The organism is Bradyrhizobium sp. Kon10 (assembly GCF_055807395.1).
In genome coordinates this window covers 590,525-613,562 of the sequence record NZ_JBVVOZ010000001.1, presented here as the reverse complement: position 1 = coordinate 613,562, position 23,038 = coordinate 590,525, and the positions used below count along the sequence as shown (strand labels likewise).

The following is a 23,038-nucleotide window of genomic DNA, read 5'->3' as shown; positions in this document are numbered from 1 at the left end:
AGGCCAAGTAGCGCTGGTTCCGATCGGCACGCTGTCCAATGTCGGTCTGAGTTTTGCTTTGGCTATGGCAGGTGAGCCTCCGTCGTGCGGGCTTATCTGCCATAGTCGGTGTCTTGCAAAGGTAATCGTCGATGAACTCCAAGGTTCTGGCCGTCAGGCAACTCCTCCGTGGTGCATTGCGCGGCAGCCCGAGCCGGCTCTGCGATCATCGCACGTGGCGAAGCGAGCATCCGCACACCTGGCTGACTGCGGTCGAAGAAGAGGTGCTTACTCGGAGGGCGCCGGTTCGATTTGGCAATCGTGACGCAGGGTTCGATGAAAGCGTTGAGAATAGAATGCCTGAGTTGGGCGTTCTCAGTCTGAACAACGCCCGCATCCTCGGTCCGGACGGTTGGCTCGTGACGGAGGATGGATCGCTGCTCTACGAGAGCACCTGGTACGGATCATCTTTCTCGCGCCATCCAAGATCAATTGGCTACGGGACACCGCTGCCGCTGAGCGGCACCTGTCTCTCACTGGCGAGCGATTTCGCCGGAGGGAACTATGGGCACTTCCTTCTCGATTGCCTGGGACGCCTGGCGCTTTTCCAGAACAGTGGCCTGTCGCTCGATGACGTGGATTATATCTATTTGCCCAAACCGACATCCGAAACAGCAGCCAAACTCGTTCGCCGGCTTGGAATTCCAATGCGCAAATGCGTGTGGGCAGGCCGCGACGATATCCAGGCCGATCTCGTGATCGGCACTTCGTTTCCGGGCTTGCGACGGAATTATGCGCCGTGGCTCACTAAGTTCTTTCGTTCGCAGGTAGCCCAGTCGCCGCTTCGTCACGACAGGCGCGTATATGTCCCGCGCAAAGGACAAAGGAAAGTTGCCAACGAAGAAGAGTTGATGCCTGCGCTGAAAAAGTTCGGCTTCCAGATCTACGACTTTGATGATGTCGAGGATGAAGCGACGTTTTTCTCGGAATGCTCGATTGTTGTTGGCCCACATGGTGCAGGCCTGACAAATCTCGTATTCTGCTCACCGGGAACAAAGATCCTTGAGCTGATCCCCTCAGACCACGTGCATCCCTACTACTACACGATCGCAACATCCGCCTGCATGGAATATTCGTACATTGTGGGACCCAGCAAGGGAACGCGCCCGCAGGGCGCGTTTGGACCCAGTCCATTCGATTTCGAGGTTGCGCCTGACATCTTCGAGCGCGCGCTGGAAGCCATCTGTCAATGAACGAGCATTGAAAATGGTCGCTGCTGCTGAGCATGTGGGGCTTCCTTTGTCGAAAAATTCAATCGCTATCGGAGCTGCCTGGATCGGCGTGAGCCGGCTGGTCGTCGCCAGTCTCGGCTTCCTGAACACGCTCATATTGGCGAAAATGCTCACGCCGGAAGATTTCGGCCTGGTTGCCGTCGCGACGGCCATTATTGCTATCCTGACGTCGATGACCGAACTGTCCCTGACATCGGCCCTCATTCACCACAAGGCCCCAACTGAAGACCAATTCCACGCCGCGTGGACGTTGAGCATGGCCCGCGCTTGCTTGCTCGCACTCCTGCTGTCGTTGCTCGCTTATCCGGTGTCATTTTCCTACGGCGACGACCGTTTGGTTGCGATCCTGTTGGTCCTGAGCTGCTCGATTGCGATATCCGGCCTTCGAAATCCGATGCTCGCAATGATGCAGCGTCAACTCGTCTTCTGGCAGGAATTCGTGACGAGCATCAGCCGGGCGCTCGCAACCATTCTGATCTCCTCCGGGATCGCCATTTGCTTCAAGAGCTATTGGGCGCTTATTGCCGGGGCCGTCGCCGCCAATCTCGTCGACGTCGTCGCCTCCTATTTGATCCGCCCGTTCCGGCCAAAATTCCGGATAAAGGGCAGTCGCTCCCTGTGGTCGTTCTCTGTGTGGCTATCACTTGGACAGGCCGTCAGCACGCTGAACTGGCGTTTCGATCAGATCATCATTGGATATTTTCTCGGGAAATCCGCGCTGGGCGGATATGTGCTGGGCAGCGACCTAGCCGCCACGCCGACAAGAGAAGCCACAAACCCGCTCGCAGGAACGCTGTTTCCCGCGTTCGTCAAGCTGAGGGACGACAAGGCTGCGCTGCAGCGAGCCTATCTGTCGGCGCAATCAATGCTTTGCGCGATCGCCTTTCCGGCGGGGTTCGGCTTCGCGCTGATCGCAGATCAATTCGTGCCGCTTGCTCTGGGTAAGGCCTGGGCAGGCGCGACGATTGTGATCCAGCTTCTCGGCGGCGCAATTGCGTTGCATACGCTCAGCGCGACCGTCCAACCTCTTGGTCTGGCTCTTGGGCAGACCCGCAGATTATTTCATCGCGACGTTGCGATCTTGATCGTGAGGCTGCCTGTCATCGTTGCCGGCTTGTGGGTAGGAGGGATACCTGGCCTGCTTGTCGCTCGCGTGGCGGTTACGCTCGGCGGTGTCGTCTACAACATGGTCCTCGTCCGTGAACTGATCGACACTTCTGTCTCCCGGCAATTTCTCGTTAATCTGAGGACCGTTCTGTCCACCTGCACAATGATCATTGCCGGTCTTCTGACCAACTGGGCTTTCGTCACATCGTTTGGCCACGAGTCTCACGTCTATGCTCAATTGATCGCTGCAGTCGTCGTGAGCGCTTTTGCCTATGTCGGGTCACTGTTTGGAATCTGGCGAGCGGCAGGCTCGCCGACTGGGCCCGAGCTTGAGATCCTGCGAATCCTCGTCGCAATCGCCAATAGGTTTTGGAAACTGGGAAAATCGTCAATTACAACCGCGCAGCCGGGTGAGCAATTATGAATGAAAAGTCGAAGCCCCGCGTCGCGCTGATTACGGGTATCACTGGTCAGGATGGTGCCTATCTCGCCGAGTATCTGCTCGGCCTGGGCTACACCGTCCACGGCATCAAGCGGCGATCGTCCTCATTCAACACCGCCCGTGTCGATCATCTCTATCGGGATCCGCATGCCGGCAACGTGCCGTTCCTCATGCATTACGGCGATATGACGGATTCAACGAATCTGATCCGCCTGATGCAGCAGATCCGGCCGACCGAGGTCTACAATCTGGCCGCGCAGAGCCATGTCGCGGTCAGTTTCGAGAGCCCGGAATACACCGCGAACGCGGATGCGATCGGAACGCTGCGGTTGTTGGAAGCGATCCGGATTCTCGGCATGGAGAAGGAGACGCGGTTTTACCAGGCGTCCACCTCCGAGCTCTACGGCCTCGTGCAGGAAGTGCCGCAGAAGGAGACGACGCCATTCTATCCGCGTTCGCCTTACGGCGTCGCAAAATTGTACGGCTACTGGATTACGGTGAACTACCGTGAGGCCTACGGCATGTATGCTTGCAACGGCATCTTGTTCAACCACGAGAGCCCGATCCGCGGCGAAACCTTCGTCACCCGTAAGATCACGCGCGGCGTCGCCCGCATCGAGACAGGCCTCGAAGAAGTGCTCTATCTCGGCAATATCGAAGCCAAGCGCGACTGGGGCCATGCCAGGGACTACGTCGAAGGCATGCACCTGATCTTGCAGGCAGACGGCCCCGACGATTTCGTGCTGGCAACCGGGGAGACCCGCTCGGTGCGCGAGTTCGTGGAGCTCGCCTTTGCCGAAATTGGCCGCACTGTCGAATGGCGGGGCAAGGGCGTCGAGGAAACCGGCATCGACAAGAAATCAGGCAAGATCGTGGTGCGGATCGACCCGACCTATTTCCGTCCCACCGAGGTCGATCTCTTGATCGGCGATCCCAGCAAGGCGCGCGAGAAGCTCGGCTGGAAACCCAGGACCCCGTTCGCGCAACTGGTCAAGGAAATGATGGCGGGCGATTTGCTCGAGGCCAGGCGAGAGGTTGCCAATGCTAAGCGCTGAGTTTGAACTGGCCGGCAAGACCGTCTTCGTTGCTGGCCATCGTGGCATGGTTGGCGCCGCGTTGGTGCGGCGGCTGGCAGAGGAAAATGTCGAGCTGCTGACCGTGTCGCGGAGCGAGGTCGACCTGCGCGACCAGGCCGCTGTCGACAAATGGTTCGCTGCAAAACATCCGCAGGCAGTGTTCCTTGCTGCCGCCAAAGTCGGTGGCATCGTCGCCAACCACACACTGCGCGCCGAGTTTCTTTACAATAATCTGGCGATCGCAACCAACGTCATTCACGCCGCGCACGTCAACCGATGCGAGAAGCTGATGTTCTTCGGCTCATCATGCATCTATCCCAAATTCGCAGCCCAGCCGCTGCGCGAAGATTCGATGCTGACCGGCCCACTGGAGCCGACCAACGAGCCTTACGCGATCGCCAAGATCGCGGGCATCAAGATGATCGAGGCGTATCGCAGCCAGTACGGATCAAACTTCATTAGCGTGATGCCGACCAATCTTTACGGTCGCGGCGACAATTATCATCCCGAATATAGCCACGTCGTCGCGGCGTTGATCCGCCGCTTCCACGAGGCCAAAATGTCGGGGGCGAAGAACGTCGAGGTATGGGGCACTGGAACGCCGCGGCGGGAATTTCTGTTCGTCGACGATCTGGCGGACGCCTGTATCCACCTGATGAAGACCTATTCGAGCGGCGAGCTCGTCAACATCGGCACCGGCGAGGACATCACGATCGCCGAATTTGCCCGCGTTGTCGCGGCGATCGTCGGCTATTCCGGCGAGATCAGCTATGACACCTCGCGCCCCGACGGCACGCCGCGCAAATTGCTCGACGTCAGCCGGTTGGCGAAACTGGGTTGGCAGGCCAAGACCTCACTCGTGGATGGGCTCAAGCTGGCCTATCAGGCGTATCTCAGCGAAAACGCGCAGGCGGCGGAGTAGGCAGCGCTAGCGCTTTGTTGTGCGGGCCAAGGTCGCGTGAACGCGCATCCGTCTCGGCGGTTGGCGTGATTGCATCGGAGCGATCATTCCGGCGCGAACCAGCAGTTCGGCAGCGCGACGTCGTCTCTGTCTACGACGTTTCTCCTGTCGAGGTCGTGAGGGAACCGTCTCGCAGGCGTCCGACGAGAAACGCGATCCTTGCGCAAGAACGAGAATTCCATGATCGGCGGGACCTTGAGGTCCCTGTATTCGATCGGTTTGAAGTAATTGTTCGGATGGATGTGTACGACGTCGAAGTGCTTGGTGATCTTCTTGAAAACGGCTCCGATGAGTTTGAGACCGATGGGATTGAGAAGTCTGTCCAAGGAATGGAACTCGATGATCATGATCCTGAAGCGGTTCAGATAGTCTGTGCTCGTTTCGATGAGAACCTCGTATTCGCCGCCCTCAATATCCATCTGGAGAATGAGATCGCCGGTCTGAGGACCCTTTCTCGACATCCAGTTCCCTAATGTCATGAACTTGTCGTTGTTCTCATTCCCGAGGAATTTCTTTTCGAAGTCCAGTAGATCATTTTGGATCGCGGGTGCATCCACTGAGAAGTCGGCCAGGAAACACGGTATGCCGCGTCTGGCTAGCCCGAGCTCGAAATCCGAGACGTTGTAAACGCCCGGCGAAAAGCAACCGACGCATCCATCCAGGTCGTCCGGAACCAAATAGCCACCATCAGCCGGTCCGCCGAGTCGAATTAATTTCTTGTCCGTTGCCACAGGGAAGAGGTCGCGGAAGTACTCCCTGAGCTCATCCTCCTTTGATGTGCCGGATATCATTAAATCGTTATCGAGCAGGCGCGACTTCACATAGTCCTTCAACAAACCAATCATGCGGTTGACTCCGAGCTCGCTGCGCAGTCGGGTGCCGCTTGCTGCAAGAAGCGGCACTCCGGGTAGGTACGTTGCCTAGGTTCGTTGCGACGAACAGTTGCCTATCTTAAGACTTCAATAGAGTCGATTTTTGTCATGAATATGTGCTGTGTTGTCGGTAGTCGGCAGCGTTGCCGACGGTGCGTTTGGCTGCTAAGTCGACCTATCCGCTCTCTGGAACCTGATCTGTTCCGCGGCGGCAAGGGACAGCGGGGGGACGCGAGAGCAGACGCACGCCGGATGAGCGCGAAGGATCGAATCTGATGCACGACGCAGGAAGCCCGGCGCCGCAAACTGTCGGGCACTCTCGCTTGCAGCACGCGGATGCGTCCTTACCCAGCTGTAACAGGTACCTCGCGGAACGCGGAAGTGGATTTGTCGAATGCGGATTTTGGGTAATGCATCAGAAGCCGTTCGACGCCGTGATGCAACCGGCGGCTCCGAAGAGTTCAGGACGATGGGTGAAATTCCCATGAAGGGTTCTCGTACCCTCATCACGGAATTGCAGAGTGAGATCGACAGGGTCATCGGGCCCTATCTGGAAGGCGTCGACGACTTTGCGCTAGTTGACTTCCCCAACCATCCAAATGTGGGAGACAGCGCCATATGGTTGGGTGAAGAGACCTATCTGCAAAAGAAGCTGGGAAGAGCGCCGTCCTACGTGTGCACGTACGACACCTGGGCAAAGGAGGAGTTTGAAAGAGCGGTTCCTGCCGGACCTATCCTCATCCATGGCGGCGGCAATTTTGGTGACCTGTGGCCGAGTCATCAGGAGTTTCGTCTCAGGCTTCTATCGGAGTTTCCCGATCGCCGGATCATCCAGTTGCCGCAAACCATACACTTCTCGTCGAAGGCAAGTCTCCAGCACGCGGCGGCCATCATAAACGCTCACAGAAAATTCCTGATTCTGGTTCGCGACGTTCAAAGTTTGAAGGTCGCGAGAGAGGAATTCACGGCGCCCGTTGATCTCTGTCCGGACATGGCATTTTGCTTGGGGCCGCAGAGCTCACGAGCGGCAAAAGCGAGAAAGTTGTTGCTGCTACTTCGAACCGATCACGAGAAGGTAGAGCGGGCGCGTTCTCGTCCGCTTCCAAGCTTTGCAGTTGTCGAGGACTGGTTGACGGAACAGCGCGGCTTAGGAAAGTGGTTGTTTCTCAGGGCGCTGCTTGAGACGTCCCTTCTCGTGTTCAAAGGCAGGATGCCATCCGAGCTCGACCTGCGCATTCGATGGTTTCATCTTTTGGCGTCGAACCGTGTAGCGCGTGGAATGAAGCAGGTTGGATCGTCGGCCTATGTGATCACAGACCGGCTTCACACGCACATATTTTGCGTGTTGTTGAATGTCCCGCACTCCGTCCTTGACAACAATTATGGAAAGATCAGCACTTTTGTCGATGCCTGGAGCAAGCCCTTCGAGAAGTTGGGCCGACCATTGAGCACGAGTGTGGACGAGGCGGTCGCAACCTTTCTGGATATATGCAAAGGCGCTCCGGCGTCGCCCGATCAAGGATGACGGTCGAGCATCATCTTCCCGTCCGGGGGGCGGCCGGATCGTGCGCGTCGATGGTGAACGTGGTCGTCCTCGTTGTTGTCTGACCCGCGTTGTTTGTGCAGGAGATTGTCGGGGTGCTGACCCCTGTTGCCGTTGGTGCGCCGGTGATGAGTCCTGTGGAAGCGTCAAAAGAGAGACCCTGCGGTAGTCCTTTGACGGACAGGATTTTCGGCGTCATGATCCCGGCGTCGCACGCCCCATAAATATCGTAGCTGTAGCGGTCGCCCGCGGCGGCCGAAAGGGGGCCGGTCGTCATTCGCGGGCCGCGATTGATGGAAAATCGCAGCGGTTCCATGGTCGAGCCATCGGGCTTATAGCCATAGAGGACCACGTGAGATCGCCCGGCATGGCCCGTGCCGGCGGTGAAGTCCGCCCTGACCGTGCGCGAGGCCGCGTCGTACGAAATTCCTGCCGGGAACTGCGTAAACGTCGTCTGCTCCGTCATGCCCGGTTCGGAGCTATCGTAGGGTACGACCTGGACAAATTCGGTAACGCTTGCATCACCCCACAGGGCCTTGGCGCTCGGGAGCACGACCTTGCCGCTGCCGTCATAATCGACATTAAGGTCTTTGACCGAAACCAGCGGCTTCCAATGCGCCACACCTGCCGTCCGCCAGCCGCGGATCCAGTCCACATCGAGATAGACCGCGGTCGCCGACCCGGCCCATGACGCGGCGTCATACGCCTCGCCCGCGAACGTGTTGTTGAATATGTGTGACGTCAGCAGCACAAATGAGGGCATATTCTTGGTATTGGAGTTCACGCCAACAAACTGGGACCGAAGGGTACCGTCGACGTAAAGCTGGGTGCTTCCGCCGTTTCGAAAGACGAAGCTGAAGACGTGGAACGTATCGTCCATATAGTCGAACGGTCCGGCGCTGTTGTCGGTCGAGATTGCCCCGGACGTGTGGACGATATTGCTGAAGTGCATCCCTTGAGAGTTACATTCCAGATCCCACTCATTGCCGGTTGGATTGAGCACGGGTGCGACGGAATAGGTCCAGAATGCTGGATGAAAGCCAGCCGGATTTGTAAGCCTGGAGCTGAAACGAGCGCGTATCTCGACGATGACGGCATTCGCGGTCGGGTAGTATGCAAATGCCCCGGCCGTATGGATCATAGCAGAGAGGTGCGGGCGGACGCCTCCATTGATGGACCGGTCGGTCGGTGTAAGGAATGCCTGTTCGCGCACTGTTGCCTTCCGCGCCCCGAGCCGCAGCACCGAACTGGAAACCGACATGTTGTCGAAGCCGACCGCGATGCCGCGGTTACGGTCTTTGTAACCTGTCGTTAGCGGGTCGGCATCAAACGCTGTCCCTAACGATGTGGTATTGCCGCGGATGCCTGGATGATAGGCCCCAGTCGGAAAGAACTTGCCGCGCGGGTTTGCCGGACTAACGATATCGAGCGTGTCGAAATCGTCACCCCAGGACAGCGTATAGCCCGCATACAACCCGCTGCCATTCTGGCCGAGGACAGCGCCACCGATGATCTGGCTGCTTTGCTTGAAGGGCGTGATGGATCGCAGGCGCTGTCGCATACCATCGTTGCTCAGGTCCAGATAGAATGTTGAGCCAGCAATAACCAGCGATGCGACGAATAGTGCTGCCATGGTGCCGTTAATTCGACGCTTTGATGGCATCCAAGCCTCGCTTAGCTTACGCGCGCAATCACTCGCAAGTGAGGAACCTTCGGTTCGCGTGACGGCGTCCGAATGCGGGACGCGTTCTGCGTATAGCCGCGGATTTCGTCCTGACGGGATAACAATCTGAAACATCGTCGCGAGCATGGCAGCCTTGGTGCTTGCCTTCTCCTTGTCAGCAGAGACATGTTCGCGCTAATCGTTCGACATCATGTGCAATGCGGTTCCAAGTTGATAGCGCAGGACTGACTAACCAATGGGCAGCGATCTAAGAGTTGTGGCGATTAGTTTGGCCGGTTCCCAGCGCCGCGAGCGCGCGAGTGCAAATCTGGACTCGGTTGGAATTCCGTGGACCTTCTTTGATGCCCTGCGTATGCCAGCCAAGGGGCTCCCGCAATATGATGAAGCGCTGGCCGTCCGCTTTTGGGGCAGGGGCCTTTCACGAGCCGAGATCGGCTGTGCAGCGAGCCATATGAGCATCATGGCGCAACTGGGGGCATCAAACACCGACGATTCATGGACGCTTGTGGTAGAAGACGACGTCATTCTCGATGTCGGATTCGGCTTTCGGTCGCTTCCGGATATCTGCAAGGCTGCCGAGATCGGCTATCTCCGACTGTATGGGCGACACATGGCACCCAGCAAGCATGTGGCCTGGCTGGATCAGCGGGAATTGGTGCGGTTTGAGCGCGCGCCAATGGGAACGCAGGCCTATCTGATCTCCAGCCGCGCCGCGCGTCGATTCATCGAAAGCGTGACGACGATCCATCGGCCAGTCGACTGGGAGATGGATCGCTTCTGGGCAAATGGCCTGTACAATTATGGCTTGTTTCCTTTTCCGTGCCTTGAGCTGACGCTGCCGTCGTCGATTGCAAAAGCAGCCGAGTCGGTCCGTGAGCCTACAGCGCGTGACAGGACGGCATGGTTTGCGTGGAAATCGAAGGAATATGTTCTGCGCTTGTCGGCAAATATTCGTCTTCGCCAGTCCGACAGGCGGATTCGTGCCCGCCTTGCCGGCGTAACCAATCTTTACGAGCCAATGCAGGAGGCAATTCGCAGGATCGAAAGCCTGTGATTGACGCTTGGAGGGCGGACGACGAGGATCTGACGAGGTGGGTTGCCTTTGCGCGATGGCGCATTCAGGCGTGCTTGCGTCGGGTGACGCCGCCGAACCTCTGGAGCGGCCTCAGGAGTTCTGCCCTGTTGAACCGGAGCATGATCAGCCGGTATGCAAGCCAGGACGGACTCAAGAATAATGCAGTGAACCAGACGATATGAGAGGCAGCGGTCCGCCATCGTGTCGTCTCGGTCAGGGCGAGCCATATGCCACGACGCAGAAGCGAGCTCGACGTGTCTGAGTCCTGGGCGACATACCTCAATCCCAATTTGCGCGACGCTAGTCGATAGTTGACAAAGACGATCTCGTTATCGATTGGCCTTGCCGATTGCACATGTACCGACTTCCTGTCGCAATGCGCCTTCAGGATATCGAACTCGGCGACGCGAAACCCGATTTGCCTGGCGAAATCGGGAAAGCGCTGCGGGCGCCCCTTCGCGTCGTTCCGGCTGATATTTCGACCATGGAGCCGATATTGCCCCAAGGCTGCCTGTACCGTGACGACGTCTCCGTAAAGAGGCGCAATCGAGTTGAGAGCGCCGTCGTATCCGACGGGCGGATTGAGAGGGATGACCTGACGAAGAAAGGCTCGGGAATACGCATTTCCCGACATGACCGGCCAGATGTACGTTCCCGACCGGATAAATTCTGCATGCACGTCCTGTGACGTATACGATTCCGGAAACGCACAGGATGAGCGTCCCAGAGGCGTGCCAGCGCCGTCGATAAGTTCCAGATTGAACTGAACTTTCGAGAGACCCTCGCGCCAGTGTGCGACGACATTTTCCACTGCTGTCGGCATCAGGATATCGTCTGCATCGAGGAAGAGCAGCACATCGCCTGTCGCTTCGCGATACCCCACCTCGAATGCTGCGATGTTGCCTTGGTTTGCCTGAAATACGGCTCGAATCCTCTCACCATACTCGGCGATGATCTGACGGGAACCGTCGATCGAGCCGTCGTCGACGACAACGATTTCATCCGCCGGACGCGTCTGATTCAACGCGCTGTCGATTGCCAATCCGACATACCGCTCGTAATTGTAGACTGTTATGACAATGCTAATCTTCAACGTGTGTCGCTCAGGAAATCCGCCAGTGTCACCGAAGGCTATCAATCCATGCGTTGATGAGCCAGAAGTAATTTCACGATCCGCAAGCATGGTTGGTGAGACAATCGCATGAAAATCGCTCTGATCGATCCGTCACTGTTTACCTGGCCGTACGATCTTAGATTAGCCAAAGGATTGACCGATATTGGGCATGCGGCGAGCATTGTCGGGCGCCAGCTTGGGCAGAAGCCGTCCGTCGACGAAATGCAGTTTCTTGATCGGCATTTTTATCCTGGGATGCAGTCGCGTTTTTTCAAGAAACTCCCGCGCAACGTGCAGCTGGGACTGAAGGGCCTCAGTCACGTTGAATCAATGGCTCGGCTGATCAGGCGCTTCAGGAGAGCGCCGCCCGATGTGATCCATTTCCAGTGGGCGCCTCTGGCGATCGTTGACAGCCAGTTCGTTCCAAAGTTCAGAAAGGTTGCGCCAACTGTGCTGACCGTTCATGACTCGAATCCCTTCAACAACAATCCGAGCTCGCGGATACAGCGGATTGGCGCGCTCAAGATTCTGCATTGCTTCGATCATCTTATCGTTCATACGACCGTTGCACGCGATCGCCTATTGGGCGTTGGTGTTCCGGACGAGAAGATATCCGTTATCGCGCACGGATTGCTGACGGATCATATCGCCCGACCGGTCGACGAGCTTTCGGCAGGGGGCGGGCTCGTTCAAATACTCCTGTTCGGCAAGATAAAGCCCTACAAGGGCGTCGACGTCATGCTTCGCGCGCTTGCGCTGCTTCCTCGAGAGGTCAGGAACTGTTGCGTGGTGAAAGTCGTCGGCTGGCCGGAAATGCCGATGGAGCCGCTGTTTGCGATGGTGAAGGATCTGCAGCTCGAAGAGCATGTCGAATTCGACCTGCGCTTCGTTCCGGAAGATGAAATCACTTCGCTGGTCGCGCGCGCGGATATCCTGGCTTTTCCATACCGGGATATTGACGCGTCGGGTGTGCTGATGCTGGCGATCGCAGGGGGACGTCCGATTGTCGCGTCGAACCTTGGAACGTTTTCGGAATGGCTCAGCGATCAGGCGGAAGGGACGCTCGTTGCTCCAGATGATCCCGTCGCATTGTCCCGGTCGCTCGAGCGCCTGATCGGCGATCCTGACTATCGAATCTCCAAGAGCCAAGGAATGCTGGACCTGCGCGACTCAGTGCCGACGTGGACCTCGATTGCACGCCAGACCGAAGCCGCCTATGCGAAGGCGGGCCAGCGTGTGGGCGCAGATGCCGGCGCCCAGGCTCTTGAGGCTTCACGAAACTGAAGGGGTCATCTGCCAGCTGCTCTGACGGATCGACAGGATGCCCCAGAAAAAGCCCAGCGCCCACGCGAAATGCATCACGACAGCAGCCGGCAGGGCCAGCAGTCCGCAGATTGAGCGGTGCTTTCCTGCAATCATCACTGCGGTCAGTGCCAGGATCGCCAGATAGGCCGCCGGGAATGCCAACAGCGCTGGCGCCACGGGGGACAGCAGGATGGTGCAAAACGTAAGTGCAACATGAGTGGGCACTAGGAACTGACGCAGTCGCAGCGATCCGGGATGCCGTCTCACTGTTCTCGATCGACCGCGGCCATAGTTGAAGTATTGCTTCGCCAGGCTGGCGAAACCCGATCGTGGTCGATATGAAAGGCGGATGTCCGAATCCAGAAATATCCGGCCGCCGATTGCACGCAGCCTGCAGTCGAACTCTGCATCTTCATTATGAGTGAAGGTTTCGTCGTAACCCCCCGCCCTTCGGAATGCGTCAACGGTCATGGCCGCATGATGTCCGTGGTCGACAAAGCCGCTTTGCCTTCCGCCGCGATGTGCCGATCCGCCCGAACCGACCTTCGTGTCCGAGACCCAGGCGACGGCGTTCTGGAGGCAGTCGTCGCCACGCGAGTCCATGGGCACCACGACCGAGTCGGCCTTGCGCTCGTCCAGCGTCTTGAGGAGGCGTGAAACATAATGCGCCGGATATTCGCAATGGGCGTCACACCGTACCAGGGCTTGCGCGTCAGCACCGTAGACCTGGACGGCCAGATTGACGCCGGCGCTCTGTCGCCGCTGGGGATTATGCAGCAGATTGACGCCATCAATTTCTCTGGCGAGAGCGCGAACAATGTCAGGCGTCCCATCCGTGCTGCCGCCATCTGCAACGACTATTATGCGGTCTTCGAGAAGACTGTCCTGGGCCAGGTTACGGACAACCGTCTCGATGTGGGACGCCTCGTTCAAGGCCGGTATGACAATCAGCACTTTCCTAGACACGGTCCTACTGCCACATGCATTTTTGTCTAATCCGTTGGCAGGCGCGGGAACGCTATCTATTGATGCACCCCAAGGGACAAGCAACAATCCACCAAAAAAATGGCCAACCCGTGGCCTCATGGCTTGTTCTCTTGGTGCCTCGGCAAAATGAGCGGATATGGCGACCAAGTGCCTTAAAACCGGCGATCTATTTTGCGTCTGGTGGTAGCCGTCCGCCTGAAGATCGGAAGCTAACTCGAATGGGAGCTTTATAAGTGAGAGTTGCTGTCGCCCTCTTCGCCTCATTGCTTGCCGTACCTTATCCTGCATCGGCTGATCCGATGACGCTGGATTTTTCCTGGCGCGGGGCGCACGGCTGCGTGACGCTCTTTCCGAATCCCGAAATCCGTTTTCGCAACCTTCCCGCAGGTGCCGCGTCGATGTCGCTGACGCTGACGCAAGGCATTCGAGAAATGGGAGGCCAGGACGTTCCGGTTCCTGGCAATGGCATCTTGCCCTTTGGGACGATCCGGACATACGGTCCTTGCATGCCCGGTCTCTATGAATGGACCGCGCTGGTGAAATCATCGACAGGACAGGTTCTATCGGAAGCGCGTCAGGGGCGCTTTTATCCCTCCGACGAACCCGGACCGGGACTTTAATTTCGCCGCAATGTCGCCGTGCTGAAAAAAAGACCGCCTGCCGCTGCATCGGACATCGTCGGCGGAACGTTTCGCCGAGACCGGTGCCGAGGCTCTTGCGAATACATGCGCGACGATCGCCGCTTGTATTGCGGTCTCTCGCCGGCCGATGGGGCAGGATCATGCAAGCTGCACAATTGTTTCGCACCAAATGAGGCCACTATCCCTCCCGATAAGATTTGATTGGAAGTGAGGAGACTGAGAAAACCGGCACGACCGCGGCAAGGAGTGAGGCGTTGTTGGCGCGAAGGAAGCGAATTCTGGCAACGGGTGGCGCCGGCCTTCTGGGTTCACACCTCTGCGAGCGGCTGGTCAGCGCGGGAAGCGAACTTCTGTGCGCCGACAATTTTTACACCGGCACGAGGGAAAATCTAGCTGGACTGCTCGCGTGCCGTTAGTTCGAAGTGAACCAGCACGACATCATCTTTCCTCTCTATGGGGCTCGTCAGGCCAATGAACACACTTGACGGTGTCGTCGGCCCGATGAGTCTCGGAAATCTCGCCGAGATCACGATGCTGGAGCTGGCCGAACTGGTCATCGAACTTACAGGGTCGAGATCCGCAATCGAGTTCAAGTCACTTCCGATCGACGATCCAAAGCAACGCCAGCTGCGGAATCCCGAATCACACGCCGATAGCCGAAACGCATCCGCAGGCGCTCTGGTCTCACCTCTTACGGAGGTGGGATATATTCTCGTGCTGTTCCTCGTTATCGCGTCGGCCGATATGTGGGGTATCGGATTTGCGACGAGCCTGACCGCAGTGGCGCTGCTCTATCGATTACAGCCGCATATGCGAGATATGGAAGCGAACTTGCTGTATATGGCGCAGATCGAGCCTCAGCTTCGTTCAATTCGTGGCATGCTGTCGACGAGTGACAAGGAGTATCCGAAGCCCGGACACCTTGCCGCGAGGACGCTGAGCGAGGGTATCTCGTTTCACGGAGTGACGTTTCGTTATGACGTCGGATCTGAGCCGGCGCTATCGGATGTTTCGTTTGATATTCCCGCGGGCAAAGCCACTGCGCTAATTGGAGCCAGCGGGGCGGGCAAGACCACGATCGTAAATCTTCTTCTTCGGCTCTATTCGGTCAGCGAGGGGACCATAAGGGTTGATGGTCGACCCATCGAAGATGTCCGCCGATCTGATTGGCTTGGCATGCTCGCGATTGCCGGACAGGACGTCGACCTCGTCGAGGGCACGGTGATCGAGAACGTTCGGATGGCCAAGGACGACGCCACCGAGGAAGAGGTCCAGCAGGCGCTGAGGGTGGCAGGCATTTCAGAGTTCGTTGAGGCGTTGCCCGACAAATACGACACCTGGATAGGGCAGCATGGCCTGCGCTTTTCGGGGGGGCAGCGTCAGCGTCTTGGTCTTGCACGCGCGATTGTACGCCATCCGAAATTCCTCATTCTTGACGAAGCGATGAGTGCGCTTGATCTGTCCCTGGAGGACAGCATTCGACGCGCGATCCGGCTGCACTTCAAAAATCGAACCTTGTTGCTCATTACTCACCGCCTCGAGTCCGTGCGCGATGCAGACCATGTGGTTTGCATTGAAGACGGCCGGGTTTGTGCGGGGGGGCCTCCCCTGAAGGTCCTGGCGAGTTCAAGCAGTGCGCGTTCCGAGAGCGTCGCGCGCTGAAACTTTCGGTGCCCCACCGAGTTCCACCTCGAAATCCGTATCCTTACGGTGCGCCTTGAGGCCCGTTCGATCGGGCTCCCAGCCGTGAGCGGATTTTATCTTCATGGGTCAAATTGTTTGGAATCCGTAAGGCGCTTTTGAACGCGATTATCGTTGGGTACCGCGCAAAGGGAGCACTGATCATGACCGTAATCAGCGGAACAGCAGGTGCTGACGTCCTGTTTGGTGGCACCGGAAACGATGTTCTGAGCGGAGGAGCAGGTCAGGATACTTTCGTCATTTCGAAGGGGTACGGATCCGATAGCATCACCGATTTTCAAGCGGGTATGGGCGGCGACGTCTTGCGCGTGCAGAATTACGGCTTTGCGACGTTCGCTACGTTCCTGGCCGCAGCCACGCAAGTGGGCTCCGATACGATCGTAACTCTGTCATCGACCGAGACGCTTACCCTGCAAAATGTAGCGCTTTCCACTTTGGCTGCAAATAATGTCGCGCTCGATAATCCGCTGCCGGCAAGTGGAACCGCGTGGAACTGGGCGGGTACTGTTCCGGCAGGCGGCACGCTGACCACCGGAGCCACAAATGACGGCATGGAGGCCGGCGGCACGGGCGTGACCCTTATTGGTGGAGCCGGGGACGACACCTACTACGTCTACGACCACAACACCAAGGTCGTCGAGCAGGCCGGAGAGGGTATCGACACGATCCGTGTCTGGAACATCAATGGATACAGCCTCGTCAATGCGCCGAACGTCGAGAACCTGGTTCTGACGGATAGCGTTCCGTCTCCCGCCACCGGCAACGATCTCAACAACATCATTATCGGCAACGCCGGCGACAACATGATCGACGGCGGGCGGGGCAACGATGTGCTGACTGGTGGCGCCGGTCGTGACACCTTTGTTGTGACTACGGGCAACGGAAACGACATCGTCACCGACTTTCAGGCGGGCGCGGGCGGGGACATCCTGCAGCTCAACAACACCGGCTTCAAGACATTCGTCGATGTCACGACGGCGATGAAGCAGGTCGGCACCGACCTTATCCTGACGATCGCCAGCGGCGAGACAATAACGCTCGAAAACACCAGCCTGCAGAATCTCACGGCGGCCAATGTAAATATTGTCAGTCCCCTGACGGGATTGGTCCAGACCTTCAACGACGACTTCAACACGCTTTCCGCGGGGCAGGATCCCAGCCTGACCTGGCGAACAAGCTATGCCTGGAGCGGAGCAGCAGGCTACGGGTTGGCCGGCGAGCAGGAAGTGTATGTCGATCCGAGCTTTTCCGGGCTGCCGACAACCCGGGCATCAACGTCGCTTGGGCTTAATCCGTTCTCGATTCAGGATGGCCATCTTGTCATCACGGCGCAGCCCTTGCCTGCGAGTGCCACGCCTTATACAGGCAGCGCCATTTTCTCGTCGGGCATGATCTCGACCCAGAACAGCTTTACCCAGACCTACGGTTATTTCGAGATGACGGCCACGCTGCCCGGCACAAGCGGCGCGTGGCCGGCGTTTTGGATGCTGCCCGCCACTGCCAACAACCTCAATACGGAAATCGATGTGCTCGAAGGCTTTGGTCAGGATCCTGGCCAGGCCCATTGGGCCATTCACTCACCGTACGCACCCGCGACGAACGGCGGTTGGGCAAATACAGCCAACCTGACCACAGGAGAACACACGTTCGCGCTCAAGTGGACGCCTTACGACCTGACGTTTTTCGTCGACGGGAAGGAGCTCGCACAGCAGGCCACGCCCGCCGATATGAATGCGGCGATGTATATGATCGCCAATCTCGCGATGGGCGGGAGCTGGCCGGGCAATGCCGCTCCAGGATCGACGGCGACGATGACCATCGATTCAATCAAGGCCTATCAACTGCCGGAATACACGCTCGCGAACTACACCCTTCTCACGAGCGGAACACCGACCAACACGATTGCGGGAAGCGCGGCTGCGGACACGTTGACTGGCACTTCCGGCAACGACCTGATTGGTGGCGCCGGAGGCGCCGATGCCATGACCGGCGGCGCCGGCGATGACACCTACGTCGTGACCGATTCGGGCGCGAAGATTGTCGAAGCCTATGGCGGAGGCATCGATACGGTAAACTCTTCGGTGACGTACACGCTTCCCAGCTACGTCGAGAATCTGACGCTCACCGGTTCAGCGGCCGTCAATGCCACGGGCAATATCCAATCCAACATCATCACCGGCAATTCCGCGGCGAACGTCATCACCGGCGGGCTCGGCAATGACATCCTGACCGGCGGTGGTGGTGCGGATACCTTCGTATTCAACTCCGGCGACGGTTCGGACATCATCACCGACTTTTCGCCGGGATCGGGCGCCGGACACGATATTGTCCAGCTGAACGGTTTTGCCTTCAGCTCATTCGCCGACGTACAGGCGGCGATGAGCCAGGTCGGAGGCGACGTCTATCTGAAGCTGACGAGCCAGGATACCCTGGTGTTTCGGAACACGACGATCTCCGCGTTCACCGGCGACGATTTCCAGTTGCCCGCAACGTTGCCGGTCGGCGGCACGATTACGTCCTGGATCAGCGGGAAAGCGAGTAGCCGCATAGTGTACGGCACCGCGGCGAACGACAAGCTCACGGCAGTAAATATCGATGACACGCTCGTCGGAGGGAACGGCGACGATACCTACATTATCGGCAGCGCAACCCAGAAAATCGTCGAGAATCACGGCGGCGGTATTGACAGCGTGGAGGCCTGGACGTCGTACACGCTGCCGGCCAACGTCGAAAACCTGACGTTGATGATGGGCGGGCTCGCCGGCGTCGGCAACCAGATGGCAAACCGCATGGTCGGCTCGACCGGTGATGACATCCTCGATGGCGCAGGCGGCAACGACTGGCTCTCCGGAGGCGCTGGGAACGATACATTCATTTACAATGCAGGCAGCGGCAACGATACAATCGCAGATTTCCACGTCTTGACGAGCGCGACTGCCGAGCACGACAAGCTGATCCTGAAAGGCTACGACAGCGGGGCCTATTTGACCCATGTGAACGATGTGTGGACCGTTCACTACGCCGGTGGCGCAGATACGCTGCGTATTGCCGGCGTCACCAGCTTGACCTCGGCCGACTATTCATTCGTTTCGGGGACGAATTCGCCGATGGCGATGACGTCTATTGCCGTACCGACGCTCTCCGCTACCAACGACAGCGGATCGATCGTTTCGGGCCTCATCAACACAAGTCATCTGATCCTCACGGGTCACGCAGAGGCAGGTGTAACCGTCGAGGTATTCGACGGGACCAATCAGATTGGCACGGCGATCGCCGATGGCAATGGTAGCTGGAGCTTGGCGACCGGAACGATGGTCGAAGGCGCCCATACCTTCGCGGCCGCCGCAATGGACGGCGTCGGCAGTCTCAGCGCGCTCTCGGCCGGGGTCAATGTCACGATCGACACCGTCGCCCCGACTGTGCCCAAGGTCGCGTCGTTCTCGCCTGACACCAATATTGCCGGCGACGGCTCCACCAAGGTCAGCCAGGTCAATTTGGCGGGAACTGCTGACGCGGGGAGCACGGTGCAGGTCTTCGACGGCGGCACGTTGATCGGAACGGTGGTCGCCGATGCCAACGGAGTCTGGTCGCTTGCGACGGGATCGTTGGCGGACGGCAGCCACACCTTCACCGGCAGGGCCGCGGATGCCGCCGGCAATGTCAGCGCTTCCTCAGGCGCGCTAAGTGTCATAGTCGACACGCATGCACCGGCTGCGCCTATCCTGACCTCGGACACACCTGCCGCTTCCAACGCCATTATCCTTTCCGGCACCGCGGAGGGCGGAAGCACTATCCGACTGTACGAAGGTTCGAGCTTGCTCGGCACCGGCGTGGCGGCGGTGAGTGGGGCCTGGAGCATCACCACCGCATCGCTCACGGCAGGCCAGCACAGCCTCACCGCGACTGCAACCGACATCGCCGGCAATTTGAGCCAACTCTCGAACCCCTTCAGCGCTCCCGTCGGTACCGTGATCGAAGCGGCCGGCACGACAATGCTCACCCAGGTGGGAAGCAAGTTCTATCTCTCGACGGCCGGGTCATCGATCCTCTTGAAGAATGGCGGGACGGCGGTCGTCGCAGGGCAGCTTGGTGCATGGACTGCGGTCGGTGCGGAAGCATCGTCGAGCGGTTATCTTGTCGCCTGGAAGATTCCCTCCACTGGCCAGTTCGCGATCTGGAATACCGATAGCAACGGCAATTTCGTATCCAATTATCTGACCAAGGTGTCTGGAACAGATCCGGCTCTTGAATCAAGTGAGACTCTCTTCCACCAGGATCTCAACGGCGATGGTGTGATTGGTCTTCCACCGATGTCCCAGTCGGTTTCAGGCACGGCCATCGAGGCGTCTGGCTCAACCAGTCTGGTTTTGGTCGGCAAGAATTACTTGCTCGACTCGATGGCCAGTGGCACTGGGCCGACGTTGAAGCATGGTGGTGTCGCGGTCGTGTCGGGACAGTTTGGCGCATGGACGCCGGTGGGCGTCGAGCAGACGTCCAGCGGTTATGACGTGGCCTGGAAGATTCCGGCCACCGGCGAACTATCTGTGTGGACCACGGACAGCAATGGCAACTATGTATCGAACCTCCTGAACAAGGTGTCTCCGACAGACCCTTCTCTAAAAATGGTCGAGACGACCTTTTATCAGGACCTCAATGGCGATGGTGTGATCAATACGTCATCGACCATCCTCAAAATCTCGGGAAATGTCGTATTGAACTTGGGCAATATGACGCAGGCCGCAACGATCGACGCCGGCGCCACACTCGAATTGTCGGGTGCCGCTTCCGGTTCGATCACCTTCAAAGCGTCGACAGGCAATCTGGTGTTGGACCACGCCGGGCAATTTGCGGGGACGCTGCTCGGTCTGACGGGCGATGGCACCGCCACCAATTCCAACCATATCGACCTCAAGGACATCGTGTACGGAGCCGGGACATCGGAGTCTTTTTCCGGTGACACAGCCGGTGGCGTGTTGACCGTGGTCGATGCCCAAAATCACACGGCACATATTTCGTTGCTTGGTGACTACACGAGGTCGACCTTCAATCTCTCCAGCGACGGAACGGGCGGCACGCTGGTCATCGATCCTCCGAAAACCAGCTTTGATTTCGCGCCGGTTCCGGCGTCGCAGCCTCCTGCGGCCGCTCCGGCCGCAACCGCGGCGGGCGTGGGAAACGAAGGATTTGTTTTCGAGCAATTTGCCGCCTGGAAGGGCGCCTATGAGTTCGTTAACGAGACGTTCCATGAATTGTTCAGGTCAGCGCCCCTCGTGGAGACCAGTCGCTCAGATGCCGACCTCAGTTTTCATCAGGTCGACCTCGTTCACGCGGTGGCTCCCATCGATGCCCATGTGGCGGAATTGCACAACTTCATCCTTCGCTGAAGCTCTTTGGATCACATTGGCAGGGCGAATTCAGCAAGCTGAACTCAATCGCTGCCACCGCGTATTGGTCTGACTGCTGTTAAGGTTCCGGTCGGCTGACGTCGCCGGGGTTGCGCCCGTTCCTGAAGCCCTGGGAGAGCTTGCCTAGATCTAGGGGATTGCCGTTCGATAAGCGTAGCGCAACAGACGCCTCGCGAGTGTCCTTTTCTGCGCAAAGAAAGTGATGGCTAGAAGATATGACGCATAGGCAAGCGCCAGCAGCGTAGCCATTCCAGCCAGAGAGTTTCCATCCAGCAACGCGATGGTCGAAATTCTTGTGACGGCCGCCGCGACGAGACAACCGATCCAATGCGGGCCGGTCGTTTCGATCAGACGCCTCGTTGTCACGGGACCATTGCGACCGATCGATTTCGCGTAAAGCGGCGGCACGATGGCGCAGTTCACAAGGGTATATGCCATGGCAATCCCGAGGGCGCCCCAGGGAAGGCCGATGATGAATGAGGTTACGTTGATCAGAGCGGTCCAAACGCCCAGCTTGAAGTACTCCCGCCCACGGCCTTGACTGAGAAACAGCCAGGCGCCCGTCGCGGTCGCGACCTGGATCAAGCCCGCAAGGCCAAGCCATGAAAAAATCGGGGCTGCAGCCACCCAATGCTCTCCGAGGACAATTCTGAACAGCGGCTCCGAGAGCAAGATGGCGAAGACGATGCCTGGCTGACATACAAGCATGACCATGGAAAGGGCATCGTCGTAAGTGCTCAGGTATTCTTTATGATCGAGACGAAGCCGCGAAAGAAGCGGGACGATTACCTGGCCGATCGGGTTGTGCAGTTGCACGATCGGGAACAGCAATAGCTTATAGGCCCGATCGTAAAGGCCGAGTTCGTCGCCGCCGCGGAATTTGCCGATAAGGATATTGTCCGCGTTTCTCGAGAAATAGTTGACCAGATTAAACCCAGACACGTGCAGGCCGAATGTTGCCATGTGCCGCGTCTCGCTGTCCAGGTGAGGATATCCGGGACGATAGCCCGAACAGATCCAGATCCCAGCTGTCGAAACCAGCGTAAGAACGAGCGTCGATAGGCAAAGCGCCCAGTAATTTCTCAAGACCATCACAGCAACGATCCCCGCGACTACGGATGCGGTTGTCGCTGCGACATCCAAGACTGCCAGGGCCTTGAACCCGGACTCTCTGGCAAGCAGGGCGGCGGGAACGGTTGACAGGCCTGCAATGAAGCTAAGCCCTGCAATTGCGACGACGAGCTGTCGAAGCCTAGGATCGTCGTAAAACAGTGAAAGCGGATATGCGCTCAATGTCAGGGCGAGGGCCGACGCCGCGGAAGCTAGCATCGACAGCCAGAACAGCGCATCGATCTGGCCCTTGGCGATTTCTGGGCGCTGAATGATGGCCTGTCCAACGCCGAGGTCCTTGATGAGCCCCAAGAACGTTGTGGCGGTCGCGGACATGGCAAGTAGCCCGAAGTCGGATGGCGTAAGATTTCGCGTCGAGAATATCGTCAAAACGAAACCGGCCGACAGTTTCCAAGCCTGGGCCCCACCCGTTATGAGGATATTGGTTGCGGCCCGCGACTTGCTGTCTTTGTCCAACGATGCGGGATCGGCGGACTCTGAGGCGAGTCCCGTCGAGCGAGGCGTATGACCAACTTCGAAAGATTGCATGAAAGTTCACCAACGTCGCTGCGGAGACGCGCAGTCACATCAATGCCCGCAGTTTGTCACATTTCAATTCGCAGTATTCAGGTTCCCGCAAGATGATTTTGTGAGCACTCCCATCGGGGGCCAAGGCTGCGCTTGCGATCCTTGCAGGACGCGATCGATTCGATAATGTTCGGTTGATCTGCGATCGCGCAGTTC

At 58.1% G+C, this 23,038-nt stretch carries 16 protein-coding genes; 11 read left to right on the top strand and 5 right to left on the bottom strand.

Annotated features, from left to right (window positions below; genetic code table 11):
- Positions 1–131 precede the first annotated feature (131 nt).
- The 4 genes from AC0L2O_RS02955 to fcl are packed head-to-tail and all read left to right on the top strand — an operon-like array spanning position 132 to position 4,818.
- The gene (locus tag AC0L2O_RS02955) at positions 132–1,232 is read left to right on the top strand and encodes a glycosyltransferase family 61 protein (protein WP_473368627.1); all 1,101 of its coding nucleotides are present in this window, start codon (positions 132–134) and stop codon (positions 1,230–1,232) included.
- Positions 1,233–1,245: 13 nt separating this feature from the next.
- Positions 1,246–2,802 carry a lipopolysaccharide biosynthesis protein gene (locus tag AC0L2O_RS02950; protein ID WP_473368626.1) on the top strand — a complete coding sequence of 519 codons (1,557 nt, stop codon included), beginning with the start codon at positions 1,246–1,248 and terminating at the stop codon, positions 2,800–2,802.
- A complete protein-coding gene (gmd, locus tag AC0L2O_RS02945) occupies positions 2,799–3,875 on the top strand; it encodes a GDP-mannose 4,6-dehydratase (RefSeq protein ID WP_473368625.1) in 1,077 nt (358 codons plus the stop codon). The genes AC0L2O_RS02950 and gmd overlap by 4 nt, the downstream gene beginning before the upstream one ends.
- A complete protein-coding gene (gene fcl, locus AC0L2O_RS02940; protein ID WP_473368624.1) occupies positions 3,862–4,818 on the top strand; it encodes a GDP-L-fucose synthase in 957 nt (318 codons plus the stop codon). Before gmd ends, fcl begins: the two co-directional genes overlap by 14 nt.
- An 83-nt stretch (positions 4,819–4,901) precedes the next feature.
- Here fcl and AC0L2O_RS02935 read toward each other — a convergent pair whose 3' ends face one another.
- Positions 4,902–5,702 (bottom strand): FkbM family methyltransferase, encoded by an 801-nt coding sequence (locus tag AC0L2O_RS02935; RefSeq protein ID WP_473368623.1) that lies wholly within the window; start codon positions 5,700–5,702, stop codon positions 4,902–4,904.
- Positions 5,703–6,123: 421 nt separating this feature from the next.
- Between AC0L2O_RS02935 and AC0L2O_RS02930 the strand changes: the two genes are divergently transcribed.
- Positions 6,124–7,254 carry a polysaccharide pyruvyl transferase family protein gene (locus AC0L2O_RS02930; RefSeq protein ID WP_473368622.1) on the top strand — a complete coding sequence of 377 codons (1,131 nt, stop codon included), beginning with the start codon at positions 6,124–6,126 and terminating at the stop codon, positions 7,252–7,254.
- Between the two features lie 10 nt (positions 7,255–7,264).
- On the opposite strand, the gene AC0L2O_RS02925 is transcribed toward AC0L2O_RS02930, so the two are convergent.
- Entirely contained in the window at positions 7,265–8,935 is a 1,671-nt protein-coding gene (locus tag AC0L2O_RS02925; RefSeq protein ID WP_473368621.1) for a putative Ig domain-containing protein, read from the bottom strand.
- A 256-nt stretch (positions 8,936–9,191) separates the two neighbouring features.
- Between AC0L2O_RS02925 and AC0L2O_RS02920 the strand changes: the two genes are divergently transcribed.
- The gene (locus AC0L2O_RS02920; protein ID WP_473368620.1) at positions 9,192–10,010 is read left to right on the top strand and encodes a glycosyltransferase family 25 protein; all 819 of its coding nucleotides are present in this window, start codon (positions 9,192–9,194) and stop codon (positions 10,008–10,010) included.
- A gap of 64 nt (positions 10,011–10,074) precedes the next feature.
- Here the strand turns inward: AC0L2O_RS02920 and AC0L2O_RS02915 are convergent, their stop codons facing one another.
- Positions 10,075–11,124 carry a glycosyltransferase family 2 protein gene (locus AC0L2O_RS02915; protein WP_473368619.1) on the bottom strand — a complete coding sequence of 350 codons (1,050 nt, stop codon included), beginning with the start codon at positions 11,122–11,124 and terminating at the stop codon, positions 10,075–10,077.
- 108 nt (positions 11,125–11,232) lie between these two features.
- Between AC0L2O_RS02915 and AC0L2O_RS02910 the strand changes: the two genes are divergently transcribed.
- The gene (locus tag AC0L2O_RS02910; RefSeq protein WP_473368618.1) at positions 11,233–12,429 is read left to right on the top strand and encodes a glycosyltransferase; all 1,197 of its coding nucleotides are present in this window, start codon (positions 11,233–11,235) and stop codon (positions 12,427–12,429) included.
- Here AC0L2O_RS02910 and AC0L2O_RS02905 read toward each other — a convergent pair.
- The gene (locus AC0L2O_RS02905) at positions 12,418–13,404 is read right to left on the bottom strand and encodes a glycosyltransferase family 2 protein (RefSeq protein WP_473368617.1); all 987 of its coding nucleotides are present in this window, start codon (positions 13,402–13,404) and stop codon (positions 12,418–12,420) included. The two genes, AC0L2O_RS02910 and AC0L2O_RS02905, sit on opposite strands and share 12 nt — an antisense overlap.
- Before the next feature lie 266 nt (positions 13,405–13,670).
- Here AC0L2O_RS02905 and AC0L2O_RS02900 point away from each other — a divergent pair, with 266 nt between their 5' ends.
- The 4 genes from AC0L2O_RS02900 to AC0L2O_RS02885 all read left to right on the top strand — a co-directional run bounded on the left by AC0L2O_RS02900 (position 13,671) and on the right by AC0L2O_RS02885 (position 21,163).
- A complete protein-coding gene (locus AC0L2O_RS02900; protein ID WP_473368616.1) occupies positions 13,671–14,057 on the top strand; it encodes a hypothetical protein in 387 nt (128 codons plus the stop codon).
- 218 nt (positions 14,058–14,275) lie between these two features.
- A complete protein-coding gene (locus AC0L2O_RS02895) occupies positions 14,276–14,494 on the top strand; it encodes an NAD-dependent epimerase/dehydratase family protein (RefSeq protein WP_473368615.1) in 219 nt (72 codons plus the stop codon).
- A gap of 55 nt (positions 14,495–14,549) precedes the next feature.
- Positions 14,550–15,740, top strand: coding sequence for an ABC transporter ATP-binding protein (locus AC0L2O_RS02890; RefSeq protein ID WP_473368614.1), 1,191 nt, complete (start codon positions 14,550–14,552; stop codon positions 15,738–15,740).
- Between the two features lie 182 nt (positions 15,741–15,922).
- Positions 15,923–21,163, top strand: coding sequence for an Ig-like domain-containing protein (locus tag AC0L2O_RS02885; protein ID WP_473368613.1), 5,241 nt, complete (start codon positions 15,923–15,925; stop codon positions 21,161–21,163).
- A 150-nt stretch (positions 21,164–21,313) separates the two neighbouring features.
- Here AC0L2O_RS02885 and AC0L2O_RS02880 read toward each other — a convergent pair whose 3' ends face one another.
- Positions 21,314–22,843, bottom strand: a complete 1,530-nt coding sequence (locus AC0L2O_RS02880; RefSeq protein WP_473368612.1) for a lipopolysaccharide biosynthesis protein — start codon at positions 22,841–22,843, stop codon at positions 21,314–21,316.
- Positions 22,844–23,038 lie beyond the last annotated feature (195 nt).

What these genes read in the sequence shown, in the direction of transcription:
- gmd (WP_473368625.1), top strand. Translation starts at nt 2,799, where the DNA reads ATGAATGAAAAGTCGAAGCCCCGCGTCGCGCTGATTACGGGTATCACT.
- AC0L2O_RS02910 (WP_473368618.1), top strand. Translation starts at nt 11,233, where the DNA reads ATGAAAATCGCTCTGATCGATCCGTCACTGTTTACCTGGCCGTACGAT.
- AC0L2O_RS02950 (WP_473368626.1), top strand. Translation starts at nt 1,246, where the DNA reads ATGGTCGCTGCTGCTGAGCATGTGGGGCTTCCTTTGTCGAAAAATTCA.
- fcl (WP_473368624.1), top strand. Translation starts at nt 3,862, where the DNA reads ATGCTAAGCGCTGAGTTTGAACTGGCCGGCAAGACCGTCTTCGTTGCT.
- AC0L2O_RS02920 (WP_473368620.1), top strand. Translation starts at nt 9,192, where the DNA reads ATGGGCAGCGATCTAAGAGTTGTGGCGATTAGTTTGGCCGGTTCCCAG.
- AC0L2O_RS02885 (WP_473368613.1), top strand. Translation starts at nt 15,923, where the DNA reads ATGACCGTAATCAGCGGAACAGCAGGTGCTGACGTCCTGTTTGGTGGC.
- AC0L2O_RS02880 (WP_473368612.1), bottom strand. Translation starts at nt 22,843, where the DNA reads ATGCAATCTTTCGAAGTTGGTCATACGCCTCGCTCGACGGGACTCGCC.
- AC0L2O_RS02930 (WP_473368622.1), top strand. Translation starts at nt 6,124, where the DNA reads ATGCGGATTTTGGGTAATGCATCAGAAGCCGTTCGACGCCGTGATGCA.
- AC0L2O_RS02890 (WP_473368614.1), top strand. Translation starts at nt 14,550, where the DNA reads ATGAACACACTTGACGGTGTCGTCGGCCCGATGAGTCTCGGAAATCTC.
- AC0L2O_RS02955 (WP_473368627.1), top strand. Translation starts at nt 132, where the DNA reads ATGAACTCCAAGGTTCTGGCCGTCAGGCAACTCCTCCGTGGTGCATTG.
- AC0L2O_RS02935 (WP_473368623.1), bottom strand. Translation starts at nt 5,702, where the DNA reads ATGATTGGTTTGTTGAAGGACTATGTGAAGTCGCGCCTGCTCGATAAC.
- AC0L2O_RS02925 (WP_473368621.1), bottom strand. Translation starts at nt 8,935, where the DNA reads ATGCCATCAAAGCGTCGAATTAACGGCACCATGGCAGCACTATTCGTC.